Annotated in this window: 16 protein-coding genes and 1 tRNA gene; 8 read left to right on the top strand and 9 right to left on the bottom strand. The window is 72.2% G+C overall.

The annotated features are described in order from the left end of the window. Nucleotides 1-107: 107 nt before the first annotated feature. The 7 genes from OHA81_RS07495 to OHA81_RS07465 form a co-directional block, all read right to left on the bottom strand. Complete coding sequence (locus tag OHA81_RS07495) at nt 108-1328, bottom strand: acyl-CoA dehydrogenase family protein (protein ID WP_329193949.1); 1221 nt, start codon at nt 1326-1328, stop codon at nt 108-110. A 7-nt stretch (nt 1329-1335) separates the two neighbouring features. Beyond that, nucleotides 1336-2379 (bottom strand): phosphotransferase family protein, encoded by a 1044-nt coding sequence (locus tag OHA81_RS07490; RefSeq protein ID WP_329193948.1) that lies wholly within the window; start codon nt 2377-2379, stop codon nt 1336-1338. A gap of 159 nt (nt 2380-2538) precedes the next feature. Next, nucleotides 2539-3450 (bottom strand): MBL fold metallo-hydrolase, encoded by a 912-nt coding sequence (locus OHA81_RS07485; RefSeq protein ID WP_329193946.1) that lies wholly within the window; start codon nt 3448-3450, stop codon nt 2539-2541. Between the two features lie 85 nt (nt 3451-3535). Then, complete coding sequence (locus tag OHA81_RS07480) at nt 3536-3832, bottom strand: hypothetical protein (protein ID WP_329193944.1); 297 nt, start codon at nt 3830-3832, stop codon at nt 3536-3538. A gap of 83 nt (nt 3833-3915) precedes the next feature. Further along, nucleotides 3916-4242 carry a DUF202 domain-containing protein gene (locus OHA81_RS07475; protein WP_329193942.1) on the bottom strand — a complete coding sequence of 109 codons (327 nt, stop codon included), beginning with the start codon at nt 4240-4242 and terminating at the stop codon, nt 3916-3918. Then, nucleotides 4239-4637, bottom strand: a complete 399-nt coding sequence (locus tag OHA81_RS07470; RefSeq protein ID WP_329193940.1) for a YidH family protein — start codon at nt 4635-4637, stop codon at nt 4239-4241. Before OHA81_RS07470 ends, OHA81_RS07475 begins: the two co-directional genes overlap by 4 nt. Before the next feature lie 4 nt (nt 4638-4641). Beyond that, the gene (locus OHA81_RS07465; protein ID WP_329193938.1) at nt 4642-5175 is read right to left on the bottom strand and encodes an NUDIX hydrolase; all 534 of its coding nucleotides are present in this window, start codon (nt 5173-5175) and stop codon (nt 4642-4644) included. Between the two features lie 73 nt (nt 5176-5248). On the opposite strand from OHA81_RS07465, the gene OHA81_RS07460 reads away from it, so the two are divergent. The 4 genes from OHA81_RS07460 to OHA81_RS07445 all read left to right on the top strand — a co-directional run bounded on the left by OHA81_RS07460 (nt 5249) and on the right by OHA81_RS07445 (nt 11759). Next, on the top strand, nt 5249-6904 hold the full coding sequence (locus OHA81_RS07460; RefSeq protein WP_329193935.1) for an FAD-binding dehydrogenase: 1656 nt from the start codon (nt 5249-5251) through the stop codon (nt 6902-6904). 627 nt (nt 6905-7531) lie between these two features. Further along, nucleotides 7532-8479 carry a hypothetical protein gene (locus tag OHA81_RS07455; protein WP_329193933.1) on the top strand — a complete coding sequence of 316 codons (948 nt, stop codon included), beginning with the start codon at nt 7532-7534 and terminating at the stop codon, nt 8477-8479. A 75-nt stretch (nt 8480-8554) separates the two neighbouring features. Then, complete coding sequence (locus OHA81_RS07450) at nt 8555-10099, top strand: APC family permease (protein WP_329193931.1); 1545 nt, start codon at nt 8555-8557, stop codon at nt 10097-10099. 220 nt (nt 10100-10319) lie between these two features. Further along, nucleotides 10320-11759, top strand: a complete 1440-nt coding sequence (locus OHA81_RS07445; protein WP_329193929.1) for an amino acid permease — start codon at nt 10320-10322, stop codon at nt 11757-11759. Between the two features lie 133 nt (nt 11760-11892). On the opposite strand, the gene OHA81_RS07440 is transcribed toward OHA81_RS07445, so the two are convergent. Continuing rightward, nucleotides 11893-11980, bottom strand: a tRNA-Leu gene (locus OHA81_RS07440). A gap of 190 nt (nt 11981-12170) precedes the next feature. On the opposite strand from OHA81_RS07440, the gene OHA81_RS07435 reads away from it, so the two are divergent. From OHA81_RS07435 to OHA81_RS07425, 3 genes are all read left to right on the top strand, one after another. Next, a complete protein-coding gene (locus tag OHA81_RS07435; RefSeq protein WP_329193927.1) occupies nt 12171-13496 on the top strand; it encodes a M20/M25/M40 family metallo-hydrolase in 1326 nt (441 codons plus the stop codon). Between the two features lie 137 nt (nt 13497-13633). Further along, entirely contained in the window at nt 13634-13867 is a 234-nt protein-coding gene (gene chpH / locus OHA81_RS07430; protein ID WP_136215000.1) for a chaplin ChpH, read from the top strand. A 152-nt stretch (nt 13868-14019) separates the two neighbouring features. Beyond that, a complete protein-coding gene (locus tag OHA81_RS07425) occupies nt 14020-14844 on the top strand; it encodes a chaplin (RefSeq protein WP_329193924.1) in 825 nt (274 codons plus the stop codon). A 59-nt stretch (nt 14845-14903) separates the two neighbouring features. Here OHA81_RS07425 and OHA81_RS07420 read toward each other — a convergent pair whose 3' ends face one another. Beyond that, on the bottom strand, nt 14904-15092 hold the full coding sequence (locus OHA81_RS07420; protein ID WP_190185296.1) for a DUF5703 family protein: 189 nt from the start codon (nt 15090-15092) through the stop codon (nt 14904-14906). Nucleotides 15093-15139: 47 nt separating this feature from the next. On the opposite strand from OHA81_RS07420, the gene OHA81_RS07415 reads away from it, so the two are divergent. Further along, entirely contained in the window at nt 15140-15802 is a 663-nt protein-coding gene (locus OHA81_RS07415) for a hypothetical protein (RefSeq protein ID WP_329193921.1), read from the top strand. Nucleotides 15803-15849: the final 47 nt, after the last annotated feature.

Raw genomic sequence — 15849 nt, 5'->3', positions numbered from 1 at the left:
CCTGGCCCTGGCCCTGGCCCTGGCCTCGGCCCTGGCCCTGGCCCTGACCGCGGCCCTGGCCCCGGCCCCGGGGGCTCGGCTCGCCGTTCTCCGCGTTCCGCCGGGGGCTACATGTACTGCTTCAGCTCGCGCCGGGCCAGGGACCGCTGGTGCACCTCGTCCGGGCCGTCCGCGAGCCGCAGGGTCCGCGCCGCCGCCCACAGTTCGGCCAGCGGGAAGTCCTGGCTCACCCCGCCCGCGCCGTGCAGCTGCACCGCGTCGTCCAGGATGCGCACCACCGCGCGCGGGGTCGCGATCTTGATGGCCTGGATCTCGGTGTGCGCCCCCCGGTTGCCGACCGTGTCCATCAGCCAGGCCGTCTTGAGGACCAGCAGGCGCAGCTGCTCGACGGTGACCCGGGCGTCCGCGATCCAGTTCTGCACCACGCCCTGCGCGGCCAGCTCCTTGCCGAAGGCGGTGCGGCCGAGCGCACGCCGGCACATCAGCTCGATGGCCCGCTCGGCCATGCCGATCAGCCGCATGCAGTGGTGGATCCGGCCCGGCCCGAGCCGGGCCTGGGCGATGGCGAAGCCGGAACCCTCCTCGCCGATCAGGTTCGCCGCCGGGACTCGGGCCCCGTCGAAGACCACCTCGGCGTGACCTCCGTGGTCGTGGTCCTCGTACCCGTACACCCGCATCGCGCGCCGGACCTCCACGCCCGGAGCGTCCCGCGGCACCAGGATCATCGACTGCTGGCGACGGGGGTCCGCGGCGTCCGGGTCGGTCTTGCCCATGACGATGAAGACCTTGCAGTCGGGGTTCATGGCGCCCGAGATGTACCACTTGCGGCCGGTGACCACATACTCGTCACCCTGTGCGGAGCGCTCGATGCGGGTCTCCACGTTGGTGGCGTCCGAGGAGGCCACCTCGGGCTCGGTCATCGCGAAGGCCGACCGGATCTCCCCGGCCAGCAGCGGTTCCAGCCACTGCTTCTTCTGTTCCTCGCTCGCGAACTGTGCGAGCAGCTCCATGTTCCCGGTGTCCGGGGCGGCGCAGTTGGTCGCCATCGGCGCCAGGTGCGGACTGCGGCCGGTGATCTCCGCCAGGGGGGCGTACTGGAGGTTGGTCAGCCCGGCGCCGTGCTCACTGTCGGGAAGGAAGAGGTTCCACAGGCCCTGACGGCGCGCCTCGGCCTTCAGTTCACCGAAGACGGCCGGGGTGTCCCAGGGCGAGGCCAGCCGTGCGCGCTGCTCGGCGGCGACGGGTTCCGCCGGGTAGACGTACTCCTCCATGAACGTCGTGAGCCGTTCGCGGAGTTCCTCGGTACGGGCGTCGAATGCGAAGTCCATGGGTGGCTCAGCCTTCCTGGAGGGTGTTCAGGCCGTGTTCGATGAAGACCGGGACCAGTTCGCCGATCCGGTCGAAGCCCGCGCCGACGGTCTGGCCGAGCGTGAAGCGGTAGTGGATGCCTTCGAGGATCACCGCGAGCTTGAACCAGGCGAACGCCGTGTACCAGGCGATCGCCCCGGTGTCCCGGCCCGAGCGGGCGGCGTAGCGCTCGATCAGTTCGGCCGGCGAGGGGTGGCCGGGCGCGCCGCTCGTCGTGCTGACGGGGGAGTCGGCCATGCCGAGGTCGGCGCTGTACATGACGAGCAGCCCGAGGTCGGTCAGCGGATCTCCGAGCGTGGACATCTCCCAGTCCAGCACCGCCCGGATGGTGTCGTCCGGGCCGCCGATGAGCACGTTGTCGAGCCGGAAGTCCCCGTGGACCACGGTGGGGGCCGGGGAGTCGGGCAGGGCCCGGCCGAGCGCGCCGTGCAGTGCGTCGATGCCGGGGAGGTCCCGGCCCCGGGAGGCCGCGAGCTGCTTGCCCCAGCGGCGCAACTGCCGGTCGAGGAAGCCCTCGGGACGGCCGAAGTCGCCCAGGCCGACCGCCGCCGGGTCCACCGCGTGCAGGTCGACCAGGGTGTCCACCAGGCCGAGGACGGCCCGCCGGGTGCGGTCGGGGCCGAGGACGGCGAGCTGGTCGGCCGTCCGGTACGGGACCCCCTCCACGAACTCCATGACGTAGAACGGCGCTCCGAGCACCGACTCGTCCTCGCAGAGCAACAGCGGCTCGGGCACCGGTACGGCCGTCCCGTGCAGGGCCTGGATCACCCGGTGCTCGCGCCGCATGTCGTGCGCGGTGGCCAGTACGTGGCCCAGGGGCGGACGCCGCACGACCCAGCGGGTGGACCCGTCGGTGATCACGTACGTGAGGTTCGACCGGCCGCCCTCGATCAGCCGGCCGCTCAGCTCCCCGGCCACGAGCCCGGGCCGGGCCGCGTCGAGGTGGCCGCGCAGCCGGTCCAGGTCCAGGCCCTTCGGGCCGGACTGCGGCGAGGCTGGTGCTGGGGTCATGCGGCGCACCTCCATGCGGAGCGGACTCCGTCCGGAGCGGACTTCATCCGGAGTGGACGGGGTATGGCGAACGGAAGCCATCATGCCGACCAGTCGGTATGCCGTCCAGTGCCCCGGGCCGGGAAATCCTCCGGGGGAGGCCCCCCCGGCCCGGCCGACTCAGGCGTGGCAGAGTATCGGCGTCCCGCCGTTCATCACCGTCATGTCCTTGAGTACGGCCATGATGTCCAGCGGCGCCCCTTCGGGCTCCCCGGCCAGCTCCGCGTAGGCCCGGTGCAGGTTCGCCACCAGCCGCTCGCTCTCCCGCCAGGCCGCGAATTCGCCCAGGTCGGCCCCGCGCGCGACCTCCAGCGGCGTCAGACCCTTCGCCACGCCCTCCCGGGCGAGTTCGGCGACGTGGCGCAGATACCGCTCGGTGGCGTCGTACGCCGACGGGTCGGTCAGCGGCCCGTGGCCCGGTACGACGGTCTCCGCGCCGAGCGAGCGCAGCAGCTCCAGCGCCCGAAGCGACCCGGCGAGGGAGCCCATCGCCAGGAACGGCGTGCCCTCGGCGAAGACGAGGTCCCCCGTGAAAACGACCCGCCGGCGGGGCAGCCAGACGACGGAGTCCCCGGTGGTGTGCGCGACGCCCGGGTGGATGACCTGGACCTCGGTCTCCCCGACGTGCAGGGTCATCCGGTCGCTGTAGGTGAGGGAGGGCGCGGTGATCTCTATGGTGCCGAAGTCGGTCGCGGGCCAGATCATCTCCAGCTGGTGCCCGGCGGCGAGCTGCTCGGAGCGCGCGTTGTCGTGGCCGAGGACCAGCGCCTCGGGGACGAACACGCCGTTGCCGTAGGTGTGGTCGCCGTGGTGGTGGGTGTTCACCACCGTGCGGGGCAGCGGCACCCCGGCCGCCACGACCGCGTCCCGCAGGGCCAGCGCCCGGCGCTCGGTGGCGGCGGTGTCGATGAGCAGCGTCCGGCCGCCGTCGCTGACGAAGCCGGCGTTGTTCAGGCACCACCCGCCGTCGGGCTGGACGTAGGCGTACACCCCGGTCGCGGGCTGGACGAGGTACGGCTCGTCGATGGTCATCGGCGCTCTCCCCGGGTCGCTTGACAGGCGGTCAGCATCCTGCCAGTCGTGACGGCGCCGGGGGAGGGCGGGGTCTGCCGGGGCGTCAGTGGTCGTCGTAGTGCCCGTCGTGCTCGGCGTGCCGGTGGCCGTCGTGCAGGTAGTCCACGTGGTCGCCGTGCGGGACGGCCTCGTGACCGCAGGCCGGTCCGTGCGCATGGTCGTGGTCCTCGTGCGCCGCGTGTCCCTGCGTCTCGCACTCGTCCCAGTGCCCCGCGTGCTCCCGGTGCAGGTGGCCGTCGTGCGCGTAGTCGACGTGGTCGCCGTGGGGCACCTGCGGGTGGCCGCAGCCGGGGGCGTGGGCGTGCTCGTGCAGGAGGTGTTCCTGGTGGAGGGTCGTCATGGCGCCGAGGCTAGCCCCGATCATCCCTGTATGGCCGTTATGCCCTCTGTGGCGCGGAGAAGGCGGATCATCCGGCCGTCCGATCATGTGATCACCGTCATGGCGAACACCGCCAGCGCCACCGTGCACAGCACCGCCCCCAGCGCCACCCGCGGCGCCAGCACCGGCGGACGATAGGCCTCCAGCTCCCGGATCCGCCGGTGCGCCACGCCCAGGAACACCAGCCAGACCAGCGCGATCAGAGCCGCCCCACCCACCTCCAGCACCGACCCCGACCCGCGCAGCGCCTGGCGCAGCGCGAGGACCGCCGTCACCGCACAGGCCAGCGTCGTACGCCGCCACGCCAGCCGGGTCCGCTCCGGCTGGAGCCCCGCGTCACGCCCCTCGTCCGGCCCCGGCACCGCCCTCACCGCGGGTTCGTCAGGCCCAGCAGGACGACCACCACCATCGCCCCCGCGACCAGCCCCACCCCCAGGCCCAGCACCACCGGGAACCGGGACACCGGCAGGTCCGCACCCCGCCGCATCGCCCGCTCGCACCGCACCCAGTGGTTCACCGCCCGCAGCGCACAGGCCGCCCCCACCGCGAGCAGCGCGAGGGCCATCCCGACGCGCACCCCCCACCGCAGGTCCGTCAGGAACTGGTCGACCGCGAACCCGCCGCCCACCAGCGCCAGCGCGGTCCGGACCCAGGCCAGGAACGTCCGCTCGTTGGCCAGCGAGAACCGGTAGTCCGGTGTCTGGCCCTCCTCCTTCAAGCGCTGGGGGGAGAACCACAGGCGCACGTCCTTGACCAAATCGATCACCCGGTCAATCTACTGGCCACCCCTCGTGCGCGCGCAGCCGCCGGTAGGCCTCAAGCCCGTCCGGCACCCACGCCCAGGCGCCCTCCGCCACCCGCTGCGCCAGTTCCTCCTCGGAGAGCCACGCGTGCCAGGCCACCTCCGACTCCTGCGGACGCACCGGCAGCCCGCACCGCACCTCGTGCACGTACGACCACCAGGAGCCGCCCGGCCCCTCGTAGAGGAACTTGAACAACGGCCGCGGCTGCTCCAGCCCGTGCACCCCCAGCTCCTCCTCGGCCTCCCGCAGCGCCGCCCGCGCGTAGTCCTCCCCGGTGCCCAGCACCCCGCCCACGAACATGTCGTAGTGCGAGGGGAACACCAGCTTCGAGGCGGTCCTGCGGTGTACGAAGACGCGCCCCTGCGCGTCCGTCACCCGTACGAACACGCACCGGTGGATCAGCCCGCGGGCGTACACCTCCCCGCGCGGCGCCCGCCCCGTCACCCGGTCGTCCCGGTCCACCACGTCCAGTACCTCGTCTGCAGCGCCCACACGATTCATCCAACACCCCTGTTGACGGGTTACCGATCCGTAGCAAAGGATCTGCCCCACCACCGACGGAGGACGGCAGCGCATGACGTACGACGCAGACGTGATCGTGATCGGAGCCGGGCTCGCGGGTCTCGTGGCCACCGCCGAGCTCGTCGACGCGGGCCGCAAGGTCATCCTGCTCGACCAGGAACCCGAGCAGTCGATCGGCGGTCAGGCGCACTGGTCCTTCGGTGGCCTCTTCTTCGTCGACTCGCCCGAACAGCGCCGGATGCGGATCAAGGACAGCCGCGACCTCGCCCTCCAGGACTGGCTCGGCACCGCCGGCTTCGACGGCACGCAGGACGCCTGGCCGCGCCGCTGGGCCGAGGCCTACGTCGACTTCGCGGCCGGGGAGAAACGCCCCTGGCTGCACGCCCGGGGCGTCCGCTTCTTCCCCGTCGTCGGCTGGGCCGAACGCGGCGGCTACGACGCGGGCGGGCACGGCAACTCCGTGCCCCGCTTCCACATCACCTGGGGCACCGGCCCCGGCCTGGTGGCCCCGTTCGAACGCCGGGTGCGCGCCGGAGCGGCCCGCGGCCTGGTCGAGCTGCGGTTCCGCCACCGTGTCACCGGCCTCTCCCGTACGGCCGGCACGGTGGACACCGTCAGCGGCGAGGTCCTGGAACCCTCCGACGTGCCGCGGGGCCGCGCGAGCGGCCGCGAGAGCACCGGCACCTTCTCCCTGCGGGCCCAGGCGGTGATCGTCACCAGCGGGGGCATCGGCGGCAACCACGACCTCGTCCGCGCCCAGTGGCCGGCCCGGCTCGGCACCCCGCCCGAGCGGATGCTGTCCGGGGTCCCCGCCCACGTCGACGGCCTCATGCTCGGCATCGCCGAGGAAGCGGGCGCCAGCCACATCAACAAGGACCGGATGTGGCACTACACCGAAGGCATCGAGAACTGGGACCCGATCTGGGCCCGGCACGGGATCCGCATCCTGCCCGGCCCGTCCTCGCTCTGGCTCGACGCCACCGGCAAGCGGCTGCCCGTGCCGCTCTTCCCCGGCTTCGACACGCTCGGCACCCTCGACCACATCATGGGGACCGGCCACGACCACACCTGGTTCGTGCTCAACCAGCGCATCATCGGCAAGGAGTTCGGCCTCTCCGGCTCGGAGCAGAACCCCGACCTGACGGGCAAGTCGGTGCGCGACGTCATCGACCGCGCCCGCCGGGCCGTACCGGGGCCGGTCAAGGCCTTCATGGACCGCGGTGCGGACTTCGTCGTCGAACGTGACCTAGCCGCCCTGGTACGCGGCATGAACGCCGTCACCAAGGAGAACCTGCTCGACGAGGCGACCGTCCGCGAGGCGGTCGTGGCCCGGGACCGGGAGATGGCGAACCCGTTCTCCAAGGACGCCCAGGTCACGGCGATCCACGGAGCGCGCAGGTACTTGGGCGACCGGCTGATCCGTACCGCCGCGCCGCACCGCATCCTGGACCCGAAGGCCGGCCCGCTGATCGCCGTCCGGCTGTCCGTCCTGACCCGCAAGTCCCTCGGCGGCCTGGAGACGGACCTCTCCTCCCGCGTACTGACCGGCGACGGCGAGCCGCTTCCCGGCGTGTACGCGGCCGGCGAGGCGGCCGGCTTCGGCGGCGGCGGCGTGCACGGGTACCGCGCCCTCGAAGGCACTTTCCTCGGCGGCTGCGTCTTCTCGGGCCGCGCGGCGGGCCGTGCCGCGGCCGAGGCGGTGGGCTGAGCGGAGCGGCGGGCCGGTAGCGCCATTCGGCCACTGACGCCCGGCTCCCGCATCCGCCCCCCGCGTGTGCCGGTCCCTGGCCCCTCGGCACCGGTCCTTCCGCGCCCGTCACCTCTCGGACAGCCCGTGGACAGCCGCAGGAGCCCCCTCCCGGCGTCGGCGGCCCCGCGACGGGCGCTGCGCGTTCCTCGGAGCGGTACGCACACCGCGCCCGCGCCGTGGCGCTGTCCGCGCAGGTCGGCGCGGCTGCCGGGGCCCTTCTGCGGTGCGGTTCCGGGAGGCCGGACCGGTCCGGGGAAGGCCGTCGCCGCTCGTCACGCGGACACCCGTCGACGGCTCCCCATGGCCGCCGCCGTGGTGCGGTCAAACCGGCACAACAGCCTCAACCCAGGCCTTCGCCGGAGCAGTTGAAACCCGCCACGCGCCGGGCTGGACCTTGACGCGGAGCTGTGCTCACCGGTTTGCTGTGCGTGATCATCCGGTCCCGGACCGGCGTGATCCGGCCGCAGTGCCCGCCCCACCGGTGCCACCGGCACCGCAATGCACCACCCGCACCACCCGCACCGTCCCCGCGCGTGCTGCCCGCACGCCGTCCACCCGCGTCCGTGTCCAGGAGGGAAACCGCGGATGTCCCCGCCTCCGCCGCCCCTCGGCCGCGCCCGCAAGCGGGACGCCCAGCTCTTCGACCCCGCCCTCTGTGACGCGGAACTCGTCGACGTCCGCGCCCAGTTCACCCAAGGCCGGTGGTCCAAGGCCCGCTCCCTCCTCGTCGGCACCGGCGACGACTGGGACCGCCGCGGCCACCGCGTCGTCGTCCTCGCCCAGACCCCGGCCGCCAACGCCTGGGCCCGGGAATGGCTGCTCGCCGAACCCGAGAGCGCCGACGCCGCCACGCTCCTCGCCTGCGCCGCCGTGTTCACCGCACTGCGCCGCAAGGGCACGCCCGAGGCCGCCGACGAGGCCTGCCGCCGGGCCGCCGCACTGCTCCCCGCCGACCCCACCCCCTGGCTCGGCCTGCTCATGCTCTCGCGCGCCTTCGGCACCGAAGAGGAGTTCAGCCGCCACTTCGACCAGGTGCGGGCCCGCCACCGGGAGCACCACCACGCCCACCACCTCATGGTCGCCAAGCTCGCCGAGCGCAACCCCGCCGTCGGGTACGACCCGCTCCACGAGGTCTACGACTTCGCCGCCTGGGCCGCCGAGGAATCCCCGGCCGACTCACCGCTCGCCGTGCTCCCCGTCATCGCCCACGCCGAGCGCTACCGCGTCCTCGCCGCCGTCCACGGCCGCAGCCCCGGCGCGGCCGCCGCGCACTGGTCCGGCCGCCGCGCCCGCCAAGTGCTCCGCTCGGCCTTCGACTGGTGGCTCGAATGGGAGCGCGAGGACCACCCCCGCAACCGGGTCGACCTCAACTTCCTGGCCCACGCCAAGCTCTGCGAAGGCCGCCCCGCCGAGGCCGCCGCCCTCTTCCACCGCATCGGCAGCCACGCCACCCGCGCCCCCTGGTCCTACCCCGACCTCGACCCGCACAAGGCCTTCCTCGCCGCGCGCAGCGCCGCACTCGGCACTGCTTGACGCACCCCGTTCCAGGCACGCCGCCCCACCGCACCGCCCCGCGCCCCCGCCCTTCCCCCGAAAGGACACCCCGCCATGCCGACGGGCAGATCCACCACGCTCACCGACCCGGCCGAGATACGGACCTACAAGGGCCAGGACCGGGCCCTGCGCGCCGACCGGCTCGGCACCGCCGGTCTGCTGCTCTCCGTACTCGCCGCCAGCGCGCCCCTGATGGTCGTGGCCGGCGTCATGCCGACGATCTTCGGCGTCATGGGCATCGTCGGCCAGCCCCTGCTGTACGTCGTCCTCGGCGCCGTCCTCGCCCTGTTCAGCGTCGGCTACTCCGAGATGAGCCGCCACGTCCACAACGCCGGCGCCTTCTACGCCTACATCGCCCGCGGCCTCGGCCCCACCGCCGGCTCGGCGGCCTCCTTCGTCGCCCTCGTCGCCTACAGCGCCATGCAGGTCGGCGTCTACGGCATCCTCGGCTTCGAGATCTCCGGCCTCTTCGCCACCTACCTCGACGTCGAGCTCGCCTGGTGGATCCCGGCCCTGATCGCGGTCGCGGCGACCGGCGCACTCGGCTGGCTCAAGATCGACCTCAACGCCAAGGTGCTCGGCGTCCTGCTCCTGATCGAATGCGCCCTCGTCGTCGTCTTCGACCTCGCCGCCCTCGGCAAGCCCGGCGCCGAAGGCCTCTCGCTGCACGCCTTCGACCCTTCGACGCTCAGCGGGGCCGGTCTCGGCACCGCCCTGTGCTTCTGCATCGCCGCCTTCGTCGGCTTCGAGCAGTCGCCGGTCTACGCCGAGGAGACCAGCAAGCCGCACATCGTCGTCTCCCGCGTCATGTTCCTCGCCGTCGGCTTCGTCGCCCTCTTCTTCGCCCTCAGCGCCTGGGCCCTCACCGTCGCCACCGGTCCCGGCCAGGTGGTCAAGGCCGCCGCCGACGCCGGTCCCGGCCTGCTCTTCCAGCTCACCGAGAGCCGCCTGGGCACCGCCTTCACCGACGTCCTGCACGTCCTGTTCGTCACCGGCATGTTCGCGGCCATGCTCAGCTTCCACAACGTGGTCGCCCGCTACGCCTTCGCCATGGGCCGAGAGGGTCTCCTCCCGGCCCCCTTCGGCCGCACCAACCCCGGTACCGGCGCCCCCGCCACCGGCTCGCTCCTCCAGACCGGCATCGCCGCCGTCGTCGTCATCGCCTTCGCCCTGACCGACGACATGCCGGCCGGCGACCCCACCGCGCCCGTCCTGCACCTGTTCACCTGGATGGGCAGCGTCGGCGCCCTCGGCGTGACCCTTCTCATGGCCACCGCCTCCTTCGCCGTGATCGCCTTCTTCGTCCGCCGGGGCACCGCGGCCGCCCAGGTGTGGCGGCTCGTCGCGGCCGGCGCCGCGGGCCTCGCGCTGCTGTTCATCGCCGTCTACACCGTCAAGGACTTCGCCGTCCTGGTCGGCGCCGAGGAGGGCTCCGCGCTCAGCTGGGCCCTGCCCGCCCTCATCGCCGTCGCCGCGCTCGCCGGCCTCGTGCACGGCCTGGTGCTCCGCTCCCGCCGCCCCGAGGCGCACGCCCGGATCGGCTTGGGCAACGAGGCCTTCCGTCTCGACCAGGCGGCGGAATCAACCCCCCGCGGCTGACCCCCTCACCCTGCTTTCAAGCCCCTACGAGGCCCCTGGCGCCCCTTTCCATGGTCGCCGGGGGCTTCCGTGCTCATGAACGCGTTTTTGGCGGGCAGCGGAGCCTCATGGTCTCCTGGGGCCACCAACCCTCCGGACCGCGGCACAGGTGAGACCACCCAGCTCCCCTGCGTGGCGGCCGGGGACCTGCCTGTCCCACCCACGAAGGCGAAGTCATCACATGAGTGACAGCACCTTGGCCAAGGCCCCCAGCCCGCCGTCTTCCCCGCACGTCGACGCCGGCGACGAGGGCTACAGCAAGGACCTCAAGTCCCGCCACATCAACATGATCGCCATCGGCGGGGCGATAGGCACCGGCCTGTTCCTCGGCGCCGGGGGCCGCCTGGCCGGCGCCGGGCCCTCCCTCGCGATCGCCTACGCGGTGTGCGGGATCTTCGCGTTCTTCGTGGTGCGGGCCCTCGGCGAGCTCGTCCTCTACCGCCCGTCCTCCGGCGCCTTCGTCAGCTACGCGCGCGAGTTCATGGGGGAGAAGGGCGCCTACGCGGCCGGCTGGCTGTACTTCCTGAACTGGTCGACCACCACCGTCGCCGACATCACCGCCGCCGCGACCTACGCCCACTTCTGGGCGATGTTCACCGACGTCCCCCAGTGGGTCCTCGCCTTCATCGCCCTCGCCGTCGTCCTCACCGCGAACCTGATCTCGGTGAAGTACTTCGGCGAGATGGAGTTCTGGTTCTCCCTGGTCAAGGTCGCCGCCCTGGTCGTCTTCCTGGCCGTCGGCATCTACCTCGTCGCCACCAGCCACCCCATCGACGGCCACACCCCGGGCCTCTCCTCGATCACCGACAACGGCGGGATCTTCCCCGTTGGCATGGTCCCGATGCTCCTGGTCATCCAGGGCGTCGTCTTCGCGTACGCCTCCGTCGAACTGTGCGGAGTCGCCGCCGGCGAGACCGAGAACCCCGAGAAGATCATGCCGAAGGCGATCAACTCGATCATGTGGCGCGTGGGCCTGTTCTACGTCGGCTCCGTCGTCCTGCTCGCGCTGCTGCTCCCGTACACCTCGTACTCGGCAGATCAGAGCCCCTTCGTCACCGTCTTCGACAAGCTGGGCGTCCCCGGCGCCGCCGGCGTCATGAACCTGGTCGTGCTGACCGCGGCCCTCTCCAGCCTGAACTCCGGCCTCTACTCCACCGGCCGCATCCTGCGCTCGATGGCCATGTCCGGCTCCGCCCCCAAATTCACCGGCGTGATGAACAAGGGCAAGGTCCCCTACGGCGGCGTCCTGTTCACGGCGGCCTTCGGTGTCGCCGGCGTCGCCCTGAACGCCTACATGCCCAAGGACGCCTTCGAGATCGTCCTGAACTTCGCCTCCCTCGGCATCCTCGGCACCTGGGCGATGGTCATGCTCTGCTCGCTGCACTTCTGGCGCCGGGCGAAGCAGGGCCGCGTGGAACGCCCGTCCTACCGGCTGCCCTGGGCCCCGTACACGCAGCTCGTCACGCTGGCGTTCCTGCTGACCGTGCTGGTCCTGATGTGGTGCGACGGCGGAGTGGGCCGCACCACGGTCCTCTTCGTCCCGGCCATCGCCGCGGCCCTGGTCGGCGGCTGGTTCCTGGTCCGCGGCCGCGTCGCCGCCCTCGCCGCCGCCCGCGACTGACCCCCCCCGGCCCGGTACGGAGAAGGACCCCGCCTCGGCGGGGTCCTTCTCCGTACCGGCGTCACGATGAAGCCACGCCCGCGCCAACCGGCCGCAAACGCAGAGAACCCCACACGAAGTGGGGTTCTCTCAGTGGTGTCCGAGGGGGGACTTGAACCCCCACGCCCGATAAAGGGCACTAGCACCTCAAGCTAGCGCGTCTGCCATTCCGCCACCCGGACAAGGTGTCTGTCTCGCGTCCCTCGCGGGCCGTTCCGACGTGGAAAACATTACCAAACATTCCGGGGTGCCCGATCACACCCCCCGGTCACCCGTGAGGCTCCCACCGGGTGACCGGGCTCCGCCCTTGGGGAGAGCGCCCCGGAGCGGGAGGATGGGACGGCAGCCGGTACTGATCAGTGGGAGGAACACGTGAGCGAGTCGAGCGCGGGCAGGACCGTCTCCGGTGAGGACGAGGTCGTGGACCTCTGCCGGGACCTCATCCGGATCGACACCAGCAACTACGGGGACCACTCGGGCCCCGGCGAGCGCAAGGCGGCCGAGTGGGTCGCGGAGAAGCTGGCCGAGGTCGGGCTGGAACCTCAGATCATCGAGTCGCACAAGGGGCGGGCCTCGACGGTCGCGCGCATCGAGGGCGAGGACCCTTCGCGCCCGGCGCTGCTGATCCACGGGCACACCGACGTGGTCCCCGCCAACGCGGCCGACTGGACGTACGACCCCTTCGCCGGCGAGATCGCCGACGGGTGCCTGTGGGGGCGCGGCGCCGTCGACATGAAGGACATGGACGCGATGACGCTGGCCGTCGTACGCGACCGCATGCGCAGCGGCCGCAAGCCCCCGCGGGACATCGTCCTCGCCTTCCTCGCCGACGAGGAGGCCGGCGGTGTCTACGGTGCCCGGCACCTCGTGGACAAGCACCCCGGCCTCTTCGAGGGCGTCACCGAGGCGATCGGCGAGGTCGGCGGCTTTTCGTTCACCGTCAACGAGAACCTGCGCCTCTACCTGGTGGAGACCGCCCAGAAGGGCATGCACTGGATGCGGCTCACCGTGGACGGCACGGCCGGCCACGGTTCCATGACCAACAACGACAACGCGATCACCGAGCTGTGCGAGGCCGTGGGACGGCTCGGACGCCACCAGTGGCCGGTGCGCGTGACCAAGACCGTGCGGTCGTTCCTCGACGAACTCTCGGACGCCCTCGGAACCCCGCTCGACCCCGACAACATGGACGCCACGCTCGCCAAGCTCGGCGGTATCGCCAAGATGGTCGGCGCAACGCTGCGCAATTCGGCGGCCCCGACGATGCTGGGCGCCGGCTACAAGGTCAACGTGATCCCCGGCCAGGCCACCGCGCACGTCGACGGCCGTTTCCTGCCGGGCTACGAGGACGAGTTCTTCGCCGACCTCGACCGGATCCTCGGCCCGCGCGTGAAGCGGGAGGACGTACATGCCGACAAGGCGCTGGAGACGGACTTCGACGGGAAGCTCGTCGACGCCATGCAGGGCGCCCTCAAGGCGGAGGACCCGATCGCCCGGGCGGTCCCGTACATGCTCTCGGGCGGCACGGACGCCAAGTCCTTCGACGACCTGGGCATCCGCTGCTTCGGCTTCGCCCCGCTCCAGCTGCCGCCCGAGCTGGACTTCGCCGGAATGTTCCACGGAGTGGACGAGCGGGTCCCGCTGGACGGGCTGAGGTTCGGCGTTCGCGTACTGGACCGATTCATCGACAACGCCTAACGCCCGGGAATCGGGAAGGTGTGCGGATTCCACTGAGAAGAGTGAATGCGCTCATACGCTCGTAGCCCTGGTGATCCCTCCTCGTTACAGGTGGTGCGGTCCGCGGCTGGGACCGCACTTGCCTACTAGGAGGAACAATGCTCAAGAAGGTTGTCGCCGCTGCGGCTGCCACCGGTGGTCTGGTTCTCGCGGGTGCGGGCATGGCTGCCGCCGACGCGGGCGCCCAGGGTGCGGCCATCGGCTCCCCCGGCGTCCTGTCGGGCAACGTCGTCCAGGTCCCGATCCACATCCCGGTCAACGTCTGCGGCAACACCGTCAACGTGATCGGTCTGCTGAACCCGGCCTTCGGCAACACCTGCGTCAACGCCTGACGCGTCTGCAGTCCTTGGCCCCGGAGCGCATTCCAGCGCTCCGGGGCTGCCGGGCTTTCGGGCCCGCATCTCTTTCTATTCGGCGTCGCAGGCGGGGGAGCGTGTACGGCCTGTACGCCGACCGAACGTACACAGCATGGGGACGAGTACAGATGCGACGACCCGTAGTACAGGTCACCAGGAAGACCCTGATCACCATGGCGGCCGCCGGCGGTGCGCTGGCGCTCGGCGGTGGTTACGCGCATGCGGACGCCGGGGCGGTCGGACACACGGTGAACTCGCCGGGCGTACTGTCCGGCAACAACGTGCAGGCGCCGGTGAACGTGCCGGTGAACGCCTGCGGCAACACGGTCACCGTGATCGGAGGCCTGAACCCGGCCTTCGGCAACCGCTGCGCCAACGGCGGCGGCCCCGCGAAGCCGGACCACCCGGGCCACCCCGGCAACCCGGGGACCCCCGGCCACCCGGGTCATCCGGGCAATCCCGGGACCCCCGGCCACCCGGGCAACCCCGGCCACCCGGACGAGCCGTGCGACGACCACCCGGGCAACCCGGGCAACCCCGGGACTCCGGGCAACCCCGGCAACCCGGGCACGCCCGGCAATCCGGGTAACCCCGGAACTCCCGGCAACCCCGGGACTCCGGGTAACCCGGGCACGCCCGGCAACCCCGGCAACCCCGGGACTCCGGGCAACCCCGGGACTCCGGGCCACCCCGGCAACCCGGGTACTCCGGGCAACCCGGGCACGCCCGGTAACCCCGGGACTCCGGGCACGCCCGGAACTCCCGCCAACCCTGGTAACCCGGGAACCCCGGGCACGCCCGTTAACCCCGGCACCCCAGGGACGCCCGGCCAGGGCCACGGCAACCTGGCCGCCACCGGCTCGGGCGACGTGCTGACGGCCGGACTGCCGCTCGCGGGCGGGCTGCTGCTCGCCGGCAGCGTGCTCTACCGCCGCGCCCGCAACGCCGCCTGACGGCTACGCGAACGGGCACACGGGTACTCCGGACGCGGGCCCCCTCCCGGGGGCCCGCGTCACCAAGTGGCGCGGACCTGACGGATGATCCGGCGGCGCAACCGCACGCGGCGACTGCCGTCCCGGAGCAGCGTCAGCCGGTCGAGCTCCCAGTGCCCGTACTCGGCGTGGTCGGTCAACATGCGGGTCGTCTCCTGGCGCGGCACCCCACGGGGCACGTACAGGTCGACAAATTCGTATTCCGGCATCGCATCTATTGTGCGGGCAGAGGCCTCCTACGGATAGCGTCTGCACTATGTCTGATGCCGCTCTGCCCACTGTTGCCGAGGTACGCGCCGCCGCCGAGGCGGTCAAGGCCGCGCTCGACCGCCACCTCGCCGCGGTCGAGAGCAGGATCGGGGACGACGACCCGGCCGTCTACGCCGCGTTCAACGAGCTCGCCGCCGCCGCCGATGAGTACGACGAACTGCTCTACGACCGCTACGACGAGGTCACCCCCTTCGAGATCCCCACCCCCGAGGACGGTGTCCCGTACACCGGCCCCGCCGAGCCCGCCGCGTTCAGCGTGCTCATCCGCCGCGACTACGCCGTGGTCGAACCACAGCGCCTGATCGCCCAGGCCGACCGCGTCGCCGCGCACGACCCGGACGCCGAGTCGGTCGAGGACGGTGGCACCGCCGGGGCGCTGGGCGTCCTCTTCGGGGAGTACGAGCCCGACGAGATCCACTCCCGCTACCGCGAGTTCGGCCTGGAGGAGGGCGACTCCACGTTGTGGATCGCCGCCGCGGAGGAGGCGACGGAACCGGGCGAGTGGCTCGACTCGCCCTTCGAGCACGCCGACGCGCAGAACGTGCTGCACCGGTTCGACGTGAGTTCCGTCTTCGACGAGGAGCCGGACGACTTCGAGGACGACGACGTGCCGGACGGGGCCACCGAGCCGGGCCTCACCCCCGCCTGACCCCCGCGTGACGGCGTGGGCCCCCGCCCGGCACCGGACGGGGGCCC

The organism is Streptomyces sp. NBC_00667 (assembly GCF_036226825.1).
In the GTDB taxonomy this organism is placed as follows: domain Bacteria; phylum Actinomycetota; class Actinomycetes; order Streptomycetales; family Streptomycetaceae; genus Streptomyces.
This window is presented reverse-complemented; position numbering and strand designations above follow the sequence as displayed.